This window comes from Aeromonas sp. 25-AL00135, from assembly GCF_054052385.1.
Genome location: NZ_JBSTYQ010000004.1, coordinates 176544 through 194564, shown reverse-complemented (window position 1 = coordinate 194564; position 18021 = coordinate 176544). Strand labels below are relative to the sequence as shown.

The following is an 18021-nucleotide window of genomic DNA, read 5'->3' as shown; positions in this document are numbered from 1 at the left end:
GCGTTACACTCGGGTCTGAACAGGGGGGACTAGGTGACCACCTCCGCAACCGGCAGGCTGCGCTCAGATCTGAACAGGGGGAAGTAGCGGCGATCCGCCTGACTCATGTGGCCGACTACCAGCTCCTGAATGATGAAGTTGAGCAACTCGTCGTTGCCCAGCGTCCCCGCTTTGGCAGCGTGCAGCAGTTGGCTTGCTTTGTTGAGCAGGCGCTGGTGATCCTGACGGTGGCTGACGAGTTCCTGATAGTCGATCTCCGCCAGCATCTGCTCTTCAAAGGCGAAGTGGTGACGAGCCATGTCGAACAGGCTCTCTAGGCTCTCCAGAAACGGGGCCGGATCCTCGTGCTGATCTTTCATCCGCTCCAGCAGCCGGTTGGTCAATACGAAGAGCTGGCGATGCTCGGCATCGATGCGCGGGTGACCGCACTCGTGGCCGGGTTGCCACAGCAGTGCCCCCTGCTCGGGATCAAGGCCCTCGGTAAAGAGGCAGACCCGGCCGCGGCCGCGATTCTTCGCCTGATACATGGCCTGATCGGCGTGGTGCATCAGCGTCTTGGCATCCTCCCCGTGCTCGGGATAGAGCGCCAGCCCGATACTGCTGGAGATAAGCAGCTCCTGCCCCTCCAGCTGGAACGGATGGCGCAGCTGCTGGTGCAGCTTGTCGGCCACCGCCAGCACTTCGTCGCCACTCTCCGGCAGCAAGATAACGAACTCGTCGCCCCCCAGCCGTGCCACCAGATCCTGTTTGCGCACGCAGTGGCTCATCCGCTCGGCCACCATATTGAGCAGAATATCCCCGGTCTCATGGCCGAAGGTGTCGTTGATCGGCTTGAAGTGATCGAGATCGATAAACATCAATGCCAGCGGACGGGGCGTCTCCTGCTCCATCAGCTCCTTGAGCCGTTGCTGCAGCAAGCGGCGATTGGGCAGCCCGGTGAGGGGGTCGTAGAAGGCTAGGCGGCGCATCATCTCCTCTCGCGCTGCCCGCTCGGTGATATCCCGGGTGACCCCGAGGATCGCCTCCGGCTGGGCATTGTGGTTGCCATGGAGGGTAGTGATGGTCTCGGTCGCCACCAGATGGCCATCCTTGTGGCGCAGCTGGGTGCGAATGACCCGGCGAGTCTGGTCATGTTCCCCCCGCTGCCAGGCGGCCAGAGTGGCGGAGATCTCTTCGCGCAGCAGTTGCCTTGAGGCATCGGGCAGCAGCTGTTTGAGGGGCAGGGCAAACAGCTCGGGGGCCTCGTAGCCGCTTAGAGGAGTGATGGCCGGGCTGACATAGCGAAAGCGCAAGCTGGCGGCATCCATGGTCCAGATCACATCGGCGCTGTTCTCCGCCACGAAGCGATAGTGCTGCTCGCTCTGGGCCAGCTCACGGGTCAGCCGCTGGCGATCCCGTGCCTCCTGGCGCAGGCGCAGATAGAGGTGCAAGAAGATGCCGAGCAGGGTCATCAGGGTAAAGGTGATGAGCATGGCCACCGCCACGCTCTTGTCGAGCAGTTGCCGTTGCTGGCGCAGCCGCTCCTGCGCCGGGTCGTAGATAAAGCGGTCGAGGTTGGGCAATACCGTGAGCATGCCCGCCTCCAGATAGGTTTTGGCGATCTGCAGCCAGCGCTCCTGCTGCATGTAGCCAGGTTCGATCAGATCCGGCTGCATCAGCTCTCTGGTTTCGCGCGCCTCGAACTCCAGCTGTTCACGGCCAGCCCCGGTCGGGTACTGCTCCATGATCAGGTTGATCATCTCTTCGGGGTGGTCCATCGCATAGCGCCACCCCTTGAGGCTGGCCTGCTGGAAGGCGTAGACCCGATCCTGTCGGGTGATCAGCTCCCGCTCGGAGGTAAACAGGTTGTCGCCGTAGAAGTCGAAGTCGATGGTGCGCGGACTGAAGACCCGATAGGGGATCCCTTTTTGTTGCAGATAGAAGGGCTCGGTAGTGCTGTAGGCGCTGATGGCATCCACCTTGCCCGCCAGCAGTGCCTCTATCCCCTGTTTGTAGGGAAGGGTGACCCAGTCGCGGCTGCGGGTATGGTAGGAAAGGTAGGTCAGCAGCTCGTTGGAGCCAGGCTCCAGCATCAGTCGCTTGTTGGCCAGGTCGGCCGGGTTGCGAATATCTGGCCGATCCAGCGTGAGCAGAACCAGCGGCGAGTGCTGCAGCAGTGCGGCGAGCACCACCACCGGACGACCGGCAGCCCGATCCAGCAGCAGATCACTGCCGCTGATGCCAAACTGGGCCTTTCCCGAGATCACCTCGCTGACCACATCGGTGCGGGAGTCCGCTTCGCGCAGGGTGACATGCAGACCGGCCTCCCGATAAAACCCTTTGGCGATGGCCGCATAGTAACCGGCAAACTGGAACTGGTGTTGCCACGGCAACTGGACGATGACCTGCTCGCCGGCTCGCACGGGGGGAGAGGTCAGGGTCGCGATGACCATACCGACCAGCATTGGCATAAACCAGCTGAGGGGCTGGCGGGGGGCTGCGTTCTCCGTCATACAACGTTTCTCTCGGGAGCGGTGTCTAGGCTAGATTCAAGCAATTTTGTGTCACCTGCAAGGGGAGAAAAGGCGTTTGCAATGGGGTATAGGGGGGTTGGGAAGTCATTTTTGTGTCGTTCATCACACGGGATGGATACATGCCGTTTTTTTGCAAGTTATGTGACCAATAAGAGAGTCATATGGCCTATCGAAGTGGTCGCATTCTAGCCACTTTTTCCCGTTTTTATCGTTGTCATTGTGGCTTGACTGCATTTTTTTCGTGGTTGCACGTCAAGCTGTGTCGTTATATCAATAGATACTTTTATGGGGCAGTCAGGTGTGACGCAAATGTATCGCGGCTGCTGCGCACCGGTTAATGTGCAACGGCTCAGTGATGGTACCCCGTCAGTGTTATCATGCTGTCCCCAGTTCCGGATAAGGTCTTTTTATGTCCCGCTTGCGTCTGCTTGTCTCCGACTCTCACGATCCCCTGTTCAATCTGGCCGTTGAGGAGTGCATCTTCCGCCAGATGGACCCCGGCCAGCGGGTGCTGTTCCTCTGGCGCAACGCCAATACCGTGGTGATCGGTCGTGCCCAGAATCCGTGGAAGGAGTGCAATACCCGCCGCATGGAAGAGGACGGGGTGACCCTGGCGCGTCGCAGCAGCGGTGGCGGCGCCGTGTTCCACGACCTTGGCAACAGCTGCTTCACCTTCATGGCGGGCAAGCCGGAGTATGACAAGAGCGTCTCCACCGCCATCGTGCTGGATGGGCTTAAGCGATTGGGGATCGAGGCGTTTGCCTCCGGTCGCAACGATCTGCTGGTGGCGACCCCGGACGGGGAGCGCAAGGTATCGGGGTCGGCCTATCGGGAGACTCTGGATCGCGGGTTCCACCACGGCACCCTGCTGCTGGATGCCGATCTCGGCCGCCTTGCCAACTACCTCAACCCCGACCCCAAGAAGCTGGCGGCCAAGGGGATCACCTCGGTGCGCAGCCGGGTGGCCAATCTGTGCGAACTGCAGCCGGGGATTGACCATCAACAGGTGAGCGAGGCGCTGCAGGAGGCCTTTTTCCATCATTACGGCGCGCGAGTTGAGCCCGAGCATATCTCCCCGGAGCAGATGCCGGATCTGCCGGGCTTTGCCGAGACCTTCGCTCGCCAGCGCAGTTGGGAGTGGAACTATGGCCACGCGCCCGCCTTCACCCATCTGCTGGAGGAGCGGTTCAGCTGGGGCGGGGTGGAGCTGCACTTTGATGTGGAGAAAGGGGTCATCACCCAGGCGCAGCTCTTTAGCGATACTCTGGAGCCGGCCCCGTTTGATCGGCTGGCGGCCGAACTGGCGGGTTGTGGCTATCGACCGGACGCTGTTGCCGCGCGCCTGCAGCCCTGGCTGGCGGCCTTTCCGCAACATCAGGGCGAGCTGGGGGAGTTTGCCGATTGGCTGTTGGCCTCTCTGCGTTGAGGGGAGCGCTGATGGCGGTCCGGTAGTGAGGGCGCTATCAGCCAGGATGGGAGAAAGATCACGAAATATAAAGAGGCGCCTCAAAGACGCCTTTTTGCCAGCCCTTGTCATGGCTGATACATAACAAAAAGTAGGGTAGGCCATTAGATATTGTCACTGTTGGCCCCGCTGACACAGGGGTATAACGGCCGCACATTTGCTGTACTAATGGTATAAAAATGAGTGACTTAGTTTATCTTCAAGACGAAAGCGTCAATGCCGTTCACCCCGATTTCTCCGCCCGTTTCGCCACCGTCAAAGCCAACTTTTTCTCGCGCAATCCCGATCTCTGGCCCGTTTTTCGCGAACCCGGATTTGCCACCCTCAATGAATTTCGGGCCCGTGGTCTGGCGCCGGATGCCCGTTTGAATGCTTGGCCTGATGGCCGTGCCCGCCTGGCCGATCTCTGCGAGACCATGCCGGTGCCCGCCACCATGCGCACCCCGGGTGAGCCCATGGCCGAGCTGCTGTTTGCCGCCGCCCTGTCGAAGGATTGGGAGAACCCCTCCAGCGTCGAGAACGTCATCACCATGTCGGCGGATCCCGCTATCTATGGCGCCCAGATGGGTATTCTGGCCAACCCCAATCTGGTCTACTCCGAATATGCCGGAGTGGCCGAGGAGCTGGAGAAGAAGGTGGTGCGCCAGATTGCGCTGCTGGCGGGTTATGACCCCGAGTGCGCCACCGGCATCTTCACCCAGGGGGGGACCTTCTGTAACCTCTACGGCTACCTGCTCGGCATTCGCAAAAGCCTGCCAGAAGCCAAGCACAAGGGGCTCGGCCACTATCAGGATTACCGCATCATCAACTCCCAGGGCGGTCACTACTCCAACATCACCAACCTCTCCCTGCTTGGGGTCGATATCGAGAACAAGACCATCCGCATTCAGGTCGGTGAGAACAACGACATCGATCTCGACCACCTCGAGCGCACCCTGACTGCCTGTTTTGCCCTGAAACACGTGGTGCCCACCATCATGCTCACCATGGGCACCACCGACACCTTCGGGGTGGATCAGGTGAAACCCGTGTTCGAGCTGCGCAATCGCCTCTGCGAGCAGTTCGAGGTGGCGGTCAAGCCCCATATCCACGTCGACGCAGCCATCGGCTGGTCGATGATCTTCTTCTTGGGTTACGACTTTGCCGCCAACCCGCTCGCCATCAACAGTGCGACTCTGGCAGGGATCGAGCGCAACGTGGCGCGCTTTGCCGAGCTCAAATATGCCGACTCCTTCACCGTCGACTTCCAGAAGTGGGGCTATGTACCCTACACCTCCAGTCTGGTGATGATTAAAGAGCAGGATGACCTCAAGGCGATGGAGAATGACCCCGAGAACTTCTCCTACTTCGAGCGGGACATTCAGGGCCAGACCCACCTGCAATCCACCATCGAGTGCTCCCGCGGCGCGAGCGGTCTGTTCGGTGCCTATGCGGCGCTCAACTACATGGGGGTCGAGGGGTATCGCACCGTGCTGGCCCACTGCCTGCAAAATGCCAACTACTTCCGCTATCGCCTGAGTCAGCTTGGCAACGTCAAGCTGGTGGCGCAGGAGAATCAGGGGCCGAGCGTCGGCTTCAAGATCTACAACCCCGAGTGGGTGAGCGATCCGGAAGCCGAATTCGCCTTCGAGCTGGCCCGCTCCAGCGACCCTGCCTACAAGGCGCGGCTGCAGCGTAACACCGACTATCACCGCAGCCTGTTCAAGGGGCGCGGCAAGGTGGGGCTCTACACCAACTGGGTGGAGGCGGTGGCCCACTCCGACTATGACGCTCGCGGCAAGTACTCCTACATCGCCGGGGAGAAGGCTGTCTTTATGAATCCGGCCTGCACTCGCGAGCAGATCGACACCTTTATCGACCATATTCGCGGTTGATGGCGGTTGCCCTGACTGCCGAGCGCAGCCGGTGATGGCAAGAGGCGGTCAGGGTACCTCGCCAACAGATAAACAAAGGGCAAGCCGGTTGGCTTGCCCTTCTGTTTTCACGACGGTATGCGAAAGCGGTGGAAAAGGCCGGGCTCAGAGGGCCAGCAGTTGCTCATTCTCGACAATCTCGCACCCGGCGGGCAGTTTCGAGAGGGCGATCATGGCGTGGGCCACCTGACGGGCCTCGATGGCGCGCCAGCGGGCGAGCTTGCCCACCAGCAGCGGCCGAAACAGCGGGTAGATGGTCTGAAAGATCTGCTCGGAGAGGCGCGGTGGCTGGCGATCCCCCAGCAGCATGGCGGGACGCACGATGGCGAGCCGTGGCCAGGATTGGGCCAGCAGGGCCTGCTCCATCTCCCCCTTGGTACGCGGATAGAGAGCCGGGGAACTTGTGTTGGCTCCCATGCTCGAGACCACGATCAGCCGCTGACAACCGTGGCGACAGGCCAGCTCGGCAAAGGCGATGACATAGTCGAGATCGACCCGACGAAACGCCTCGGCAGAGCCCGCTTCTTTGCGGGTGGTACCGAGGGCACAGAAGGCGATATCCACCGGGCGGGAGAGGGTGACGCTGGCCAGATCATCAAAATTGACCGGCAGCCAGTGGTGTGCCTCCTTGCCCGGCTTGCGACAGAGCAGGGTCAGTTCATGTTCGGCAGGCAGTTGCTGCACCAGTTCGCGACCGATCAGGCCGCTGGCTCCGGCAATCAGGATCCGGCTCATGGGGATTCTCCCTGTGTCATTCGATGGTGTTGATGCCATGGTGGCTGCTCATCAGCATCAGGCAATTTGCGGGCAGCTGCAATGGGGATAAATGACTCAGTGTTGTCGGGCAGGATGAATTACGCGGGGCTGGATAAAACAAAACCGGCGCGAGGCCGGTTTTGTGGGATATCAGAGCGGGGTATTGAAGGCTGCTGGCAGCGGGAAGTCACCCATCACTGTGGTCAGCCTGTCGTTGGCGAAGGTGACGGTGAGCTCTTTGCGCTCCTTGTCGCCGTGGCCCGGCTGGAATTCATAGAGGTAGTACCAGGTGTTGGGGTCAAAGCCGTCGCGCAGCATGGGGGTCCCCAGTACATAGCTGACCTGCTCGCGGGTCATCCCCTGGCGCAGTTTGTCGACCTGTTTTTGTTCCACATAGTTGCCCTGGGGAATATCGATACGATAGACCAGGCTGCAACCGGAGAGGGTGAGGGCGGTCAAAGCCGCGGCAATCAGGTGTTTCATCCGCATATCGAGTTCAGATCATCCATTCAAGTCTTTTTACGCTGGCCGAATCATACCTACTCCCTTGGCGGAAGTAAAAAGCCAAGGCAAAAATTGCCAAAGGGAGTTACCTCCCTTTGGCCAGCACAGCATCATTCACTGTGGTTCGGGATTGGCCTGACGAGCCTAAGCATAGGTGCACTGTAACCGTCGTCATGAAACACTTCATGTGATGGTTCGAACTGCAGGTAGTTGTATCCATCCCCGGAGGAGCTGTCCGAAATAAACTGGAGCATGGTTAAGGCATTGCTTTGCCCGGTGAGCTTGTTGCAAGCCTGTGTCTGCTCTTCAGTCGGCTCAAGATATTCATGGGTCACCGGGTCATATCTGGCTTCACACGCACGCTGTTTGAGGGTTTCAGTGTCCGCGGCCAATTGAGGTTCAGGAAAGCCCACTGCGCTGTAGGTAGCAGGTTGGCACTGAGGGTTGTAGAGGGTAAACAGCTCCTTGATGTCTGGGGCCCGCCAAGGGTGTGTGGGCGTGTCAAGCCGGTCGTTGGCCTGCACGATGATGGTCATCAAGGGGTTGTCGCTCTGGCTTGCTCTGCTGTTGATCACCTCGGGCATGCCCTCGCAGCCAGAGCCATTATCACTGACTTGTTGACCGTAGGGGCAGTAGATCCACTGCAGACCGGTAGCTCTGTCATTGACCACCTGCATCTTGCCTTCGGCCGTGTCGATCAGTTCGCTAACGAAACGGGTACCATCGTCCTGATAGCCAGGCAGGCATTCACGGGCCTGGCTTGCTGCCGGCAACAGGGCGGCAGCAAGTAATAAGGGGAAGAGAGAGTGGTGCATTTTATTCTCCTGTGACCTTGAAGCCATCGCTCACCAGCATGACGTGGTGAGGTTGATACTGGCGGGCGACGCTGCCGCGTAGATACTTATCCGGCCGAACCTCATATGCATCAAGCCCGCCATCATCTTTTGCCCAAGTGCTGTTGGTACGACTGACCGGCATCACATCCGAGGTCCAGAAGCCGTGGGAAATCCCCTCCAGCTCTTGCCATTTCCCACGGGTGTATTGCAAACCTGAATAGAGCGGGAAGTAGCGGGTATCGAGGGCAATGGGATTATCCCGGGTCAGGGTCATGATGCCGTAGAACTCCTGCTGGCTGGGGGCGCGCCAGTTGGAGAGGCCACACAGCTTGCTCTGGTTGACCTGGCTTATCTGGCGTTTCAGATTGCAGCGGCTGCGGTCACTGGCCAGAGTGCCACTTTGCGGGTCATAGCAGCTGCCGTTGAAGGCGTTGTTGCTCTGGATATCGTCATAGGCAAACAGGCTCTTGTCATCGTGCAGGGAAGATTCGCCATCCTTGTGTTGTACCTTGGTCTCCCATACCAGCCCGCTCAGGGCGTCGGCCACGCAGGCAAACGGCATCTGTTTGTAGGAGAGATCTTGGCGTGGCAGGGGTTCTCCCCGGTTGTCCAGCTTGATGTAGCGAGCACCGAGCACCCCATCCAGATTGCTGTTGACCGCTTGTCCACTCAAGGGATCGCAGCGGCTATCCAGGTCCCGACCACGCTTGCCATCATCCAACCCCATGCTGTGAGTGATACGGGTATCGGCCACATGCAACTGCCCGGCTCGGTAGGTCAGTGGGGCACTGATGGTGCCACCCTCGCTCATCACTCTTATCTGGTAGTCCTGATAGTGAGGGAGACCCTTGAGGGTGATGCGAGTCTGCTGGCTGATGTTTTGCTGTTCGGCGTTTTCAATATGTTCAAACGGGGTTTTCCCCCAGCCAATTCGATACTGACTCACTCCCTCCTGGGGTTGCCAGCCGAGGGTGACCCAGTGGCTGCCATCCTGATCACGGCCCTGACCCAGAATAGCCAGGCCGATCACTTGATCTGACAACACCTCGCGCTGACAGACAGGGGATATGGGGCTGTTGGGGTAGGGGGTGAGCCAGCTACCCGCTGTGCTGGTTCCGGGATAGAGAAGAGCATCGCTTTCCGAGTTGCGGATCAGACCGGTCGCCGCCTTGATGATGTGGGAGATGTTCTTGTCTGGATTGGCATTCAACAGGGGACCCAGCCCGCTATTGTCGGCGATGGTGGTTTCCAGTTTGAACAGGTCCGGTATCTGATTGTTGCGGGACACGGTTGAATATTCATTGGCCATGTTGATCTCCAGCCAGCTCAGCAGTTGCTGGCGAAAATCAGTGCCCTCGATCAGATTGACAGGTTGCTGCCAGAGCTCCCCTTCGGCCTGCAGGGCAACCATGGCTGCCAGTAGCTCAACCTGATGCTTCGGAAGTGCCTTGAGTTTTTGATCCAGCTCTGCCAGGGTCCAGGCTTGCCAGTCCAGGAAAGAGCCCATGCCGGCACTGAGTGTGGTTTTGAGCAGCAGAGCCCACTGCGCCGTGGTGGTATAGCCCACATTGAGGCGCGGGTATTCGTTGGCGCCGAGCATGCCATCGCGATTTTCATCGCGCTTGACCAGCTCGCAGAAAGAGCCGAGCACCGAGCGCAGTTCCACCTCACTCTTGGCATCCTGTACCACCAGGGTCAGGGTGTCTTCCATCAGATCATCACTGGTCTCGCTGCTGCCCGGTTTGCAACTGGCGAAGCTGTTGTTGAGGTCAGCGAGCGTGAGAGTGATGCTGTACTGGTTGCCCAGCTTGATGGGAAGAGACTCTTGCATCTGACCACTCTGGGCCATTACCGCAAGCCGTTGTGGCCGAATGGGGCGTTCGGGTTTGAAATAGTGGGCATTGAGCCCATCATGGTTGGGTTTGGCACCGATCTCTACCGATACCGATGCTTCACTCAGACGAGAGGGGAATTGTCCCAGCAAGGTCAGTTTTCGCTGTGGATAGAAGGTGGTGAGCAGCTGGTAGGTCGCTGTGCGGGTATCCAGTTTCTCCATGGCAGCGAGGGCATCGTTAAGCCGGGTTTCGGCGTCGTCAGGTAATGTTGTGCCTTGGCTGGTGGCCTGTGTCGTCAGGTGTTCAAACAGGGTAGATGTCGGGTTGGACTGTTGCTGGCTGACCAGTGCAGTTGCCAGTGCACTGAGTTGCTGGGCCGGCAGCGGCATATCGCCGTTCAGGGTCAACTGCAGCAAGGCGGTCAAATCTCGGGCAAAACGGTGATTGAGATGAGGGTTACTGAAGAGCTGGCCAGAGACATCCTGTTTTCCCTCCTGTTTTTGCAGCGCCGCCATGATGCTCTGATATGCCAGCGGCATGGGGGAGAGGTGCAGACGAGGGCTCTCTTGCTCGGTGATGATGCCATCCCCGTTTTGATCCTGTTTGAGCAGTTGTGTCAGCGTAGGCAATTCACTGCTGAGGGATAGCGCGCTGTTCTGACGGTGGCTGGCGACAAGGCGCAGCGCCTTGTCTTGTGGCCATTGGCTCAATTTCAGTTTGAAGCCGAAACTGCCATCAGCCTGAGCGCTCTGGGTGACGCAGACCTTGTCGGCACAGAGCTGAATATCAAATTGTCCACCCTGTTCGTGAGTCAGCGGCAGTGCGCCGGCCAGATCCAGCGAAGTGGGTGGGGCGGGCTGTGTCGTCTCCGTTGTTGGTTGGCCCGATTGGTCTGGTGCAGTTGTTCCCGAGCCGCTACCTGAGCTTCCTCCGCTGCTACTGCTGGTGCTTCCTCCGCTGGCAGTACCTCCCGCAGTGCCCGGGTTGTTGCCACTTCCGCTATCCGGTGTGGTGGGTTGCTGGTTGCTACCGCTTCCTCCGCTGTTGCTTGCGTTATTTCCCGCCTGCTCGGGGCTGCCCAGCTCTGCCTTGCATGCCAGCAATGTGGCGCAGCAAAGGAGCAATAGCAGTAGTTTCGTTGTCCTGAACACGTTCGACTCCGTTATTGTTGTTTAGATTATTAATCTGCCAAGTCCGGCTTTTAGCGCGTAAATGAAACCAATTGCAGATGCTTTCGCTGTTAACTCCGTTAAATTGGCAAATTCACTCTGCGAATTATTTCATTTTATGATAATGATATTGATTCTCGTTTGTTATCTCAATATCATCTTGTCGTTGTTTAATTTCAGGCATAAAAAAACAGGGACAAAAAATGACGATGCGAGTTTGGGATTACCTTCGTGACTACCTGAAGGATGAAAGCGGTGCCACGGCCATTGAGTACGGCATCCTGGCTGCCGGGTTGGCGGCTGGGATCCTGGCCATATTTGGCTCGGACGGGATCTTCATCACGGCGTTGAAAGAGAAGTTCACCGCTATCGTTGCCGGGTTGAATATGGACGCGGCTGGCAAGTGATGGCGTGGGGGCAATGGCTCGCCATACTGATGGCCTGCTGGTGTCTGGTCAGTGATCTGTTCGAACGGCGGATCCCCAATCTGGCGGTGCTGGTACTGGCTCTCTGGGTTGGCTGGTTGTTGCCGTTCAATCCGCTGTCACTGGTGTTGGCCATACTGACCTTGCTGTTGGGGCTGGTTGCCTATCACCGAGGCTGGTGTGGCGCCGGGGACAGTAAGTTGCTGGCGGTCTGCCTCTATGGGGCAGGCGAGCAATGGCCCGAATTATTGCTGTTGATGGCGTTCTCCGGTGGCCTGCTCAGCCTGGTGTGTTTTATCCATAGCCGCCTGCGCCCTTCACCCAATCGAACTACTGTGCCTTATGGGGTTGCCATCCTCTGGGCGACAGCTCTGACCACACCTCTGTTTATGTAGTCACACCTTATGAAGAAACTCTTTTTGCTTATCGCTGCACTGCTGGTGCTGGCGGCGATGCTGGCTACCTTGTGGCCAGCTGAACCTGCGCCGCAGAGCGGTACGTCCTCACAGGATCCGCCAGCAGAATCGTTGACGCCGGATCGGGTGGCCCAAGTGCTGGTTGCCGCCCATCGGGTGCAGGCCGGCTCTTTCATCCATCCCGAAGATCTGGGCTGGCAAGCCCTTCCCGAAGCCGAAGAGAGGAACCTGCCGGGTCTATTTCTGTTTGGTTTTACCGATACCAAGGCCCTTAAGGGGAGTCTGGTGACCCGCACGCTGGAGGCGGGCCAGATCGTCTCTGCCGATGATTTGGTTCGTCCCGAGCAGAGTCACTATCTCTCCGCCATGATGGCGCCGGGCATGCGAGCGGTGACCCTAGCGTTGGGGAGGGAGGCGGCCAGCCACGGCCTGATCCGGCCCGGTAACCGGGTGGATGTGATCCTCACCAGCAAGCATGCGCGTCAACACAATGCCCAAGGGGCAGAGGTAACCAGCAATCAGTCGGCCGAGATCATTCTGACTGATATCAAGCTGCTGGCCATCGACGCCCAGGTGACCGATATCGCCGCGCTCAACGGCAATCCTGCGGCACAGGATAACTTCGACCAGGTCGCCGTGACCTTCGAGTTGCCCCCTCGGGCGGCAGCACGCTTGTTGCTGGCACATCGCTTGGGAGAGCTGGCTCTGGTACTGCGTTCGGCACAGAGCGCACCGGCGGGCAGCCCTGCGATGGCGCTGCCGGAGGGGAGTCTGATATGGGCTGAACAGGTCGCTCGCGGCCAGAACCCGAGAGCCATTCCAGGTCATGGGGTCAAGATCAGTTATGGCGACGGTAACGACCGAACCCGTCAACCCTAATCAACACAGAAAGGAAATGATGTTGCGAACATTTGCCATATTGCTCGCCATGCTGCCGCTCTGGGCCGCAGCCGCCGAGAGCCTGACGCTCACTCCCGAGCAATCCACCCTGCTCAATTTTGATGAACCTGTGCTGGATGCATTTGTGGCCAATTCGGAGTTGGTCAGAGTACACAGCCCCTCTGAGCAGCAATTGCTGATCTATGGCCGCAAGGTGGGCCACACCGATCTGGTGGTGACTGCACTCGATGGCCGAACCCTGGGTCACTATCGGGTAACCGTCGTCGCTGACCTCGCACCGCTGGAACAGCTGGCCCGTCAGCATTTCCCCCAGAGTCGACTCACCTTTAGCGAGTCGGGCGGTGCCATCGTAGTGGCAGGAGAGGTGACCAGCCCGCTGCAGGCGCACGAAATCCTCAGCATGGTGGAAGGCTTTGCCAAGGGACTGCAACCGCAATCCGTCGCCCAGAGTACGGTGATGGCCCCTTCGCCTCCGACGGGTAATCAGGATGAAGGTGCAGCAGTCGCCGGTGGGGGCAGCGGTCAGTACGCCAATGTCATCAACCAGCTGCGACTGGCCGGATCGGATCAAATCAACATATCGGTGCGCATCGTCGAGATGCAGCGTACTACCAGTGAACAGCTGGGGCTGCGCTGGAGCGCGATGGGTGAGTATCTGCAGTTGGGTGTCTCGCCGGGTAACCGTTTCCCGAAGCCGCTGGAGCGAGGCAGCTGGAGCGGCAAGAAAGATGTGGTCTACATCAACGCCATCATCGATGCGCTGGTGGAAAACAGTCTGGTCAATGTACTGGCCGAGCCCAACCTGACGGCCAAATCGGGAGAGGCGGCGACCTTTATGTCCGGCGGTGAGTTCCCCTTTCCGGTTGGCAACGGCGATAACGGGCCCGAGATTGAGTTCAAGAAGTTCGGCATCTCGCTGGAGCTGACGCCGACCCTGCTGGACAACAATCGCATCAGCCTGACGGTCTCCCCGGAAGTATCGACCCTGAGCCGGGAGAACAGCGTCACCATTGCCGGGGTCGTGGTACCTGGCATCGAGACGCGTCGTACCACCACCACCATCGAGCTGGCTGACGGCCAGAGCTTTGCGCTGGCAGGTTTGGTGCGCAGCCATCGCAACCAGAATAACGAAGCGCTGCCTTTCCTGGGAGAGATCCCCGGGCTGGCCCCCTTCTTTGGCAGCAACAGCTTCAAAAATCAGGAGAGCGAGCTGGTGATCATCGCCACTGCCCGTCTGGTGCAGCCCACCAGCGATCCCCTCTCCCTGTCGACGCCGCTGGATCACTACCGGGCTCCCAGTCGCTTCGAGCGACTGTTCTTCACCGACATGGGGTCAACCCAATTGCCGGCGGCGCAGACAACCCGCCTGTTCGGCAACTATGGCTACAGCTACTGAGGAGGATGACCATGTTGAAAGAGACGTTGTTGCTGGCCATGACGTTGCCGTTACTGGCTTGTACCACCCCACCTCCGGTTGCCCCTCTCAAGGATCAGTTGCAATTCCGGGTTGTCCCGTCGCAGTTGCAACAGCAGTTGCAATGGCAACTGGCCCCCTTGGCCAATCGGCTGGAGGCGGGCACCGTCACGCTGCAGATCAGCGGGCCGCAGCCAGCAAGCAATGCGCCAACGCCGGAGGCGCTGCGCCAACAGCTGGCTCAGTGGCTGGCGCTCGATACCCGGCTCATCTTCACCCCGACCGGGCAAGGTGACTATCAGGTGCTACTCGATGCCACCTTGCAGCCGGATAGCTGCCGTTATACCAGAGGCGGGGCGTCAGCCTCTGCCAGCTCCTGTCTGGTGCTGCGCAATCAATATCGTGCCCAAAGCCATGGCGAGCACTGGGCTCGTGGTGCCCGTTATGACGGCAGTGGTAGCGCCCTCGATGCCGGCGCGGTACAGCGCCTCTATCAGGGCAAGGCCAAATCGGCCAAGAAACAGCAGACGACCGGGGAGTAAGTCATGAGTGAACAAGCCAAACGGCTGGTGGCCGTGACGCGCCAGCCCGCCTTGAGTGCCGGGGTCGAGCGGGTGATGGCCGGATTGAGCGATGTGGAGCACCTGCAGCTGACGGGCTCTCTGGCGGAGGCCAGAGCGCACTGCCTGGCTCACGGTGCGCCCGATATCCTGCTGGTGGAGGTGGAAAATCAGCAGACGCTGGCGGCCGATCTGGCGGCGCTTGCTGAATGTTGTCCACCCCAGATGCGGCTGGTGCTGCTGGGGGAGCGGGGAGATGTCGCCCTGTTTCGCTGGTTGATCTCGGTGGGGGTGGATGATTACTACCCGGCGCCGCTGGATCCTGATGCGCTTCGTGCAGGTCTGCTGCGTCTGCTGGGGGTGCCGCTGGTGACCTCCTTGCGTAAAGGGAGAGTGATCTGTGTCGTGGGGGCCGCGGGTGGCGTGGGCACCAGTACCGTCTGCGCCAATCTGGCACTGGAGCTGGCAGAGCAGCATCACCGTCAGGTGGCTCTGCTGGATCTCAATCTTTATCACAGCCGTCACCCTATTTTGCTGGGCAGCGACTATGCCCCGCCCGGCGAGCAGTGGTGGCAGGCGACAGATCGGTTAGATGGCACCCTGCTGGCCCACACCGCTCATCAACTCGGGTCACGGTTGTTCCTTTTCTATGACGAGGGCGCTGAGCTGGTGCTCGGCGCCGAGCAGCTGGTGGCCGCGGTCAATGTGATGGCGGAGCACTACAGCACCCTCATTATCGATGTGCCAGACCTGCGCAGCCATGGGTTACGCGCCTTGCTGCAAGAGGCAGATGTGGTGATCTGGTTGCACGATTTCAGTCTGGGGGCCTTGCGACTGCTGGGGAACTTGCCCAAAGGGGGACAGGCTCAACGTCACCTGCTGGTAGGCAACCATTGCCGCGGCAAGGAGGGGCGAGTGCCCACCGCAGAGCTGGAGCGGGTCTGTGGTCAACCTCATGCCGCCGTGTTGCCTTATGACCACGGCGCCTTTGTACGAGCCGAGCGGGCCGGTATGGCGCTAATCAAGCAAAAAAGCAAACTGGCCCGAGCAATCAAGTGGCTGGCAGCCGAGCTGGTTGGCACTCAACCTGCGGGACGCCGCCGGGGAGGATTGCGCTGATGTTCGGACAAGCCAGCAATCGGCAGCCGCCGGTACAAGGGGCGCTGCTGACCATGTCTGAGGCCGCGCGCGAGGCGTTTTACGAGCTGGTGGAGCCCTCGGTGGCCGCCACCTTGCCCCGTGATGCATTGCTGGAGCGGGTCGCCAATGCCCTCGATCAGCTCTCGAGCCGCCGCATGCTCCCTTACAACCGTCAGGAGTTGCTCCTGCTGGGGCGGCAACTGGTGGACGAGATGGTGGGGGTCGGGCCGCTGCAACCCCTGCTCGATGATCCCGAGGTGTCGGACATTCTGGTCAATGGTCCGGACAAGGTCTATGTGGAGCGGCACGGCAAGCTGGTGTTATCAGGGGTGCGCTTTCGCGACCGTCAGCATGTGTTCAATGTGGCGCAGCGGATCGTCAATGCGGTGGGACGGCGGGTGGATGAGTCCACCCCCATGGTGGATGCCCGTCTGGCCGATGGCAGCCGGGTCAACGTCATTGCACCGCCGATCGCCCTGTGCGGCACTTCCATCTCCATTCGTAAATTCCCGAGTAGCCGCCTGACGTTGGCTCATCTGGTGGAGAAAGGGGCCTTGTCGGACGCCATGGCCCGCTTTCTCGGTCTGGCTGCTCGCAGTCGTTTCAACGTGTTGATCTCGGGGGGGACGGGGTCGGGCAAGACCACCCTGCTCAACGCCCTGAGCAAGCACATCAACGACGACGAGCGGATCATCACCATTGAAGATGCCGCCGAGCTCTCTCTTGAGCAGCCGCACTGGGTACCGCTGGAGACGCGCAACGAGAGTGCCGAAGGTAAGGGGGAGGTGAGTGTGCGGGCGCTGGTGCGAAATGCGCTGCGGATGCGGCCGGACCGGATCATCTTGGGGGAAGTGCGCGGCGCTGAAGCGTTCGACATGCTGCAGGCGATGAACACCGGCCATGACGGTTCACTCTGCACCCTGCACGCCAACACCCCGGAAGATGCGCTGCTGCGCCTGACCAACATGTTGCAGATGGGGGCGGAGCGCCTCTCCGAGCAGATCATTCAGGCCCAGATCGCCAGCGCGGTGGATCTGGTGGTGCAACTGGAGCGGATGCGCGATGGTCAGCGCCGCATCACTGCCATCAGTGAAATCACGGCGCTGGAGGGGGGCCAGATCAGGATGCAACCGTTGTTTCGTTTCGTGCTGGAGTCCGAGTTGCATGGCAAGTTGCAGGGGCGCTTCATGGCCCATCAGCTCTCTGCCGGAGTACAAGAAAAGGCCCGTCAGGCGGGCCTGCTAGCCGAGTTGCTGGCGTGCATGGATGAAGCTGGGGGGGAGGGAGCATGAGTATGCTGTTATTCGTCTGCCTTGGCTGGGGGGCGGCCTGTCTGCTGCTCTGGCAGTGGCAGAGTCGGCGTGAAGCCTGGCTGCAACAGAGCCAGCGTTATGGCGGGCAACCGGAGTCTCGGGAGGCGGCGCGTCCCTTGCCCCGGTGGTATCAGCAGATGGTGACCATGGTGGGTCAGGAACAACTGACACGCTGGTGCTGGCAGGGGCCAGCAGGCGCCGCACTTGCCTGCATCTTGCTGGTCGCCAATGGCATGCCGCTTTGGCTGGCGTTGTTGCTGGCGGTTGGTGGCGCGCTGCTGTTTGGTCTGCTGCTCTATCAACAGCTGCAACAGCGTGCGCTGGAGCAGTTTCGCACCGGCCTGCCCGAGGTGATTGACGGGATGATCCGGGCGCTGCGGGTGGGGGCGCCGCTGGCCGATATTTTCCTGCAAGTGGCACGGCAGCAGCGCGGCTTGATGTCACGGCTGTTTGCCCAGATGCACGACGAGTTGCAGGTAGGGCAACCGGTGGCGCAAGTGATGCGACAGGCGGCAAGCAGGGTCACGGTGGCCGAGTTCCAGTTTCTGACCATAGTGCTCAGCCTGCAGCAAGAGACCGGTGGTCGCCTCTCCGACGTGCTGGCACAACTGGTCGAAACCCTGCGTGCCCGTCAGACCCTGGCGGCCAGCATCCAGACCATCACCGCCGAGAGTCGCAACTCTGCCAAGGTATTGGCCGCTCTGCCTGTCATCATCCTGCTGGTGCTGTTCAGTACCGGGCGGGAGCACTTTACCTATCTGATGACCACGGCCAGCGGCCAGTGGGTGATGGGGTATGTCTCAATCAGCGTGGCGGTGGGGCTCTGGCTTATCCGCCGGCTCACACGTCTGCAGGGGTAGGT

At 60.0% G+C, this 18021-nt stretch carries 15 protein-coding genes; 10 read left to right on the top strand and 5 right to left on the bottom strand.

All coding sequences use genetic code 11. The features are described from left to right. Nucleotides 1-29: 29 nt before the first annotated feature. Nucleotides 30-2492 carry a diguanylate cyclase domain-containing protein gene (locus ACW5XC_RS05060; protein ID WP_042054005.1) on the bottom strand — a complete coding sequence of 821 codons (2463 nt, stop codon included), beginning with the start codon at nucleotides 2490-2492 and terminating at the stop codon, nucleotides 30-32. 430 nt (nucleotides 2493-2922) lie between these two features. Between ACW5XC_RS05060 and ACW5XC_RS05055 the strand changes: the two genes are divergently transcribed. Both ACW5XC_RS05055 and ACW5XC_RS05050 read left to right on the top strand, forming a co-directional pair. After that, nucleotides 2923-3939, top strand: a complete 1017-nt coding sequence (locus ACW5XC_RS05055) for a lipoate--protein ligase A (RefSeq protein WP_042054004.1) — start codon at nucleotides 2923-2925, stop codon at nucleotides 3937-3939. Nucleotides 3940-4157: 218 nt separating this feature from the next. Then, complete coding sequence (locus tag ACW5XC_RS05050) at nucleotides 4158-5852, top strand: pyridoxal phosphate-dependent decarboxylase family protein (protein ID WP_042054002.1); 1695 nt, start codon at nucleotides 4158-4160, stop codon at nucleotides 5850-5852. Nucleotides 5853-5996: 144 nt separating this feature from the next. On the opposite strand, the gene ACW5XC_RS05045 is transcribed toward ACW5XC_RS05050, so the two are convergent. The 4 genes from ACW5XC_RS05045 to ACW5XC_RS05030 all read right to left on the bottom strand — a co-directional run bounded on the left by ACW5XC_RS05045 (nucleotide 5997) and on the right by ACW5XC_RS05030 (nucleotide 10973). Further along, the gene (locus ACW5XC_RS05045; protein ID WP_042054000.1) at nucleotides 5997-6626 is read right to left on the bottom strand and encodes an NAD(P)H-binding protein; all 630 of its coding nucleotides are present in this window, start codon (nucleotides 6624-6626) and stop codon (nucleotides 5997-5999) included. Between the two features lie 171 nt (nucleotides 6627-6797). Next, nucleotides 6798-7136 (bottom strand): outer membrane protein assembly factor BamE, encoded by a 339-nt coding sequence (bamE, locus tag ACW5XC_RS05040; protein ID WP_042053998.1) that lies wholly within the window; start codon nucleotides 7134-7136, stop codon nucleotides 6798-6800. A gap of 125 nt (nucleotides 7137-7261) precedes the next feature. Continuing rightward, entirely contained in the window at nucleotides 7262-7966 is a 705-nt protein-coding gene (locus tag ACW5XC_RS05035; RefSeq protein WP_042053997.1) for a DUF1566 domain-containing protein, read from the bottom strand. 1 nt (nucleotide 7967) lies between these two features. Further along, nucleotides 7968-10973 carry a DUF1566 domain-containing protein gene (locus ACW5XC_RS05030; protein ID WP_042053996.1) on the bottom strand — a complete coding sequence of 1002 codons (3006 nt, stop codon included), beginning with the start codon at nucleotides 10971-10973 and terminating at the stop codon, nucleotides 7968-7970. Nucleotides 10974-11194: 221 nt separating this feature from the next. Here ACW5XC_RS05030 and ACW5XC_RS05025 point away from each other — a divergent pair, with 221 nt between their 5' ends. The 8 genes from ACW5XC_RS05025 to ACW5XC_RS04990 are packed head-to-tail and all read left to right on the top strand — an operon-like array spanning nucleotide 11195 to nucleotide 18019. After that, nucleotides 11195-11398 carry a Flp family type IVb pilin gene (locus tag ACW5XC_RS05025; RefSeq protein ID WP_005350403.1) on the top strand — a complete coding sequence of 68 codons (204 nt, stop codon included), beginning with the start codon at nucleotides 11195-11197 and terminating at the stop codon, nucleotides 11396-11398. Then, a complete protein-coding gene (locus tag ACW5XC_RS05020; protein ID WP_178378374.1) occupies nucleotides 11398-11811 on the top strand; it encodes a prepilin peptidase in 414 nt (137 codons plus the stop codon). The genes ACW5XC_RS05025 and ACW5XC_RS05020 overlap by 1 nt, the downstream gene beginning before the upstream one ends. Before the next feature lie 9 nt (nucleotides 11812-11820). After that, nucleotides 11821-12711, top strand: a complete 891-nt coding sequence (cpaB, locus tag ACW5XC_RS05015; protein ID WP_042053994.1) for a Flp pilus assembly protein CpaB — start codon at nucleotides 11821-11823, stop codon at nucleotides 12709-12711. Between the two features lie 19 nt (nucleotides 12712-12730). Beyond that, a complete protein-coding gene (locus tag ACW5XC_RS05010) occupies nucleotides 12731-14128 on the top strand; it encodes a type II and III secretion system protein family protein (RefSeq protein ID WP_042053992.1) in 1398 nt (465 codons plus the stop codon). 11 nt (nucleotides 14129-14139) lie between these two features. Continuing rightward, nucleotides 14140-14688 (top strand): hypothetical protein, encoded by a 549-nt coding sequence (locus ACW5XC_RS05005; RefSeq protein ID WP_042053991.1) that lies wholly within the window; start codon nucleotides 14140-14142, stop codon nucleotides 14686-14688. Between the two features lie 3 nt (nucleotides 14689-14691). Continuing rightward, entirely contained in the window at nucleotides 14692-15825 is a 1134-nt protein-coding gene (locus ACW5XC_RS05000) for an AAA family ATPase (protein WP_042053990.1), read from the top strand. Beyond that, nucleotides 15825-17138: a CpaF family protein gene (locus ACW5XC_RS04995; protein WP_042053989.1), complete on the top strand. Its 1314-nt coding sequence runs from the start codon at nucleotides 15825-15827 to the stop codon at nucleotides 17136-17138. The genes ACW5XC_RS05000 and ACW5XC_RS04995 overlap by 1 nt, the downstream gene beginning before the upstream one ends. Continuing rightward, on the top strand, nucleotides 17135-18019 hold the full coding sequence (locus ACW5XC_RS04990; RefSeq protein WP_042053988.1) for a type II secretion system F family protein: 885 nt from the start codon (nucleotides 17135-17137) through the stop codon (nucleotides 18017-18019). The genes ACW5XC_RS04995 and ACW5XC_RS04990 overlap by 4 nt, the downstream gene beginning before the upstream one ends. The last annotated feature ends 2 nt before the right edge of the window (nucleotides 18020-18021 follow it).

What these genes read in the sequence shown, in the direction of transcription:
- ACW5XC_RS05060 (WP_042054005.1), bottom strand. Translation starts at nt 2,492, where the DNA reads ATGACGGAGAACGCAGCCCCCCGCCAGCCCCTCAGCTGGTTTATGCCA.
- ACW5XC_RS05010 (WP_042053992.1), top strand. Translation starts at nt 12,731, where the DNA reads ATGTTGCGAACATTTGCCATATTGCTCGCCATGCTGCCGCTCTGGGCC.
- bamE (WP_042053998.1), bottom strand. Translation starts at nt 7,136, where the DNA reads ATGCGGATGAAACACCTGATTGCCGCGGCTTTGACCGCCCTCACCCTC.
- ACW5XC_RS05020 (WP_178378374.1), top strand. Translation starts at nt 11,398, where the DNA reads ATGGCGTGGGGGCAATGGCTCGCCATACTGATGGCCTGCTGGTGTCTG.
- ACW5XC_RS05050 (WP_042054002.1), top strand. Translation starts at nt 4,158, where the DNA reads ATGAGTGACTTAGTTTATCTTCAAGACGAAAGCGTCAATGCCGTTCAC.
- ACW5XC_RS05000 (WP_042053990.1), top strand. Translation starts at nt 14,692, where the DNA reads ATGAGTGAACAAGCCAAACGGCTGGTGGCCGTGACGCGCCAGCCCGCC.
- ACW5XC_RS04995 (WP_042053989.1), top strand. Translation starts at nt 15,825, where the DNA reads ATGTTCGGACAAGCCAGCAATCGGCAGCCGCCGGTACAAGGGGCGCTG.
- ACW5XC_RS05005 (WP_042053991.1), top strand. Translation starts at nt 14,140, where the DNA reads ATGTTGAAAGAGACGTTGTTGCTGGCCATGACGTTGCCGTTACTGGCT.
- ACW5XC_RS05045 (WP_042054000.1), bottom strand. Translation starts at nt 6,626, where the DNA reads ATGAGCCGGATCCTGATTGCCGGAGCCAGCGGCCTGATCGGTCGCGAA.
- ACW5XC_RS05035 (WP_042053997.1), bottom strand. Translation starts at nt 7,966, where the DNA reads ATGCACCACTCTCTCTTCCCCTTATTACTTGCTGCCGCCCTGTTGCCG.
- ACW5XC_RS04990 (WP_042053988.1), top strand. Translation starts at nt 17,135, where the DNA reads ATGAGTATGCTGTTATTCGTCTGCCTTGGCTGGGGGGCGGCCTGTCTG.
- ACW5XC_RS05055 (WP_042054004.1), top strand. Translation starts at nt 2,923, where the DNA reads ATGTCCCGCTTGCGTCTGCTTGTCTCCGACTCTCACGATCCCCTGTTC.
- ACW5XC_RS05025 (WP_005350403.1), top strand. Translation starts at nt 11,195, where the DNA reads ATGACGATGCGAGTTTGGGATTACCTTCGTGACTACCTGAAGGATGAA.
- cpaB (WP_042053994.1), top strand. Translation starts at nt 11,821, where the DNA reads ATGAAGAAACTCTTTTTGCTTATCGCTGCACTGCTGGTGCTGGCGGCG.